The organism is Mesorhizobium sp. M7A.F.Ca.US.006.04.2.1, assembly GCF_004022915.1.
GTDB lineage: Bacteria > Pseudomonadota > Alphaproteobacteria > Rhizobiales > Rhizobiaceae > Mesorhizobium > Mesorhizobium ciceri.
Genome location: NZ_RZQA01001289.1, coordinates 1 through 1,178, shown reverse-complemented (window position 1 = coordinate 1,178; position 1,178 = coordinate 1). Strand labels below are relative to the sequence as shown.

Sequence of the window (1,178 nt, the reverse complement as noted above, 5' to 3'; positions counted from 1 at the left end):
GCGGCGAGCCGCCGCGGGACGTCATGACGGCGGATGGCCGCATGCGGCTGCAAGCCGGTGGTTCGACGCCGGAGGTTCCCTTCGACAGCGATTTCCTGCGCATCGGCCAGCCGCTGGCCTCGTAGGTGTGATTGCGCGGCCGCAGGGTTTGAAATTTCCGTGAACTGTCGCCAAGATGTGGCCGAAATCATCATGCGGAACATGGTGGATCTGAAGCTCTGCCAGAGAGGCTCTCATGTCCGAAATCGCCCATCTCGCCGCCACCATCTTCAAGCGTGCCGGCAAGGCAAACCGCTTCATCGTCGCCATTGCCGGTCCACCGGGCGCCGGCAAGTCGACGCTGTCGGCAAGGCTGCATGAACTGCTGCCCGAAGGTGCAGCGGAGGTCGTACCGATGGACGGCTTCCACTATGACGACGCCGTGCTCGAGCGGCGCGGTCTGCGCGCGCGCAAGGGCGCGCCGGAAACCTTCGACTTTGCCGGTTTTGAGGCCTTGCTGAAGCGTATCCGTGCCGGTGAACCCGACATCGCCATTCCGGTCTTCGACCGCAGCATGGAACTGTCGCGCGCCGCAGCCTCGATCGTCGCCACAGAAACCAAGTTCATCCTGGTCGAGGGCAATTACCTGCTGCTCGACGAAGAGCCGTGGTCGCGGCTGGCGCCGCTGTTCGATTTCTCGATCTTCGTCGACGTGCCGCGCAACGAGCTCGAGCGCCGCCTGATGGAGCGCTGGCACGAGCATGGCCGCTCCGATGAAGATGCGCGCGCCTGGATCGCTTCCAACGACCTGCCCAACATCGAGCGCGTGCTCGCGCGGCGCAGTGCCGCCGATCTGGTGATCGGCCTTTCCGCTTGATTCGACGGATTGTGCAAGGGGAACCTTAAGACTTTCAGGCCGTTATCCCGACACGACAATTGTGCCAAAAGAGGGATTCGGTCCAATGGCAACCAAGGCAAAAAAGCCTGCGCCCGCCAAGGGCAAGGCGACCCAATCCAAAACCGGCGCCGGCCCGGCGATGACAGCCCGTTCAAAGGACGCCAAGCCGGCTTTCGGCAAGGCAGCGCCGAAGAAAGTGGTGCCGGCCGCAGCGAAAGCCGCGCCAAAAGCCCCAAAGCCGAAGAAGCCCGCGAGTTCCAGCGACTCCTTAGGCGGCAGTGCGATGCGCACGGCCAAGGCC

General features: G+C 63.8%; 2 protein-coding genes. Both read left to right on the top strand.

The features are described from left to right. Positions 1–235 precede the first annotated feature (235 nt). Positions 236–856, top strand: coding sequence for a nucleoside triphosphate hydrolase (locus EN925_RS36715; protein WP_013528389.1), 621 nt, complete (start codon positions 236–238; stop codon positions 854–856). An 85-nt stretch (positions 857–941) separates the two neighbouring features. Continuing rightward, positions 942–1,178: hypothetical protein (locus EN925_RS40350; RefSeq protein WP_128337410.1), on the top strand; the 237-nt coding region annotated here is incomplete at its 3' end.

Excerpts from the sequence above, each read along its gene's own strand:
- EN925_RS36715 (WP_013528389.1), top strand. The coding sequence starts at position 236 with ATGTCCGAAATCGCCCATCTCGCCGCCACCATCTTCAAGCGTGCCGGC.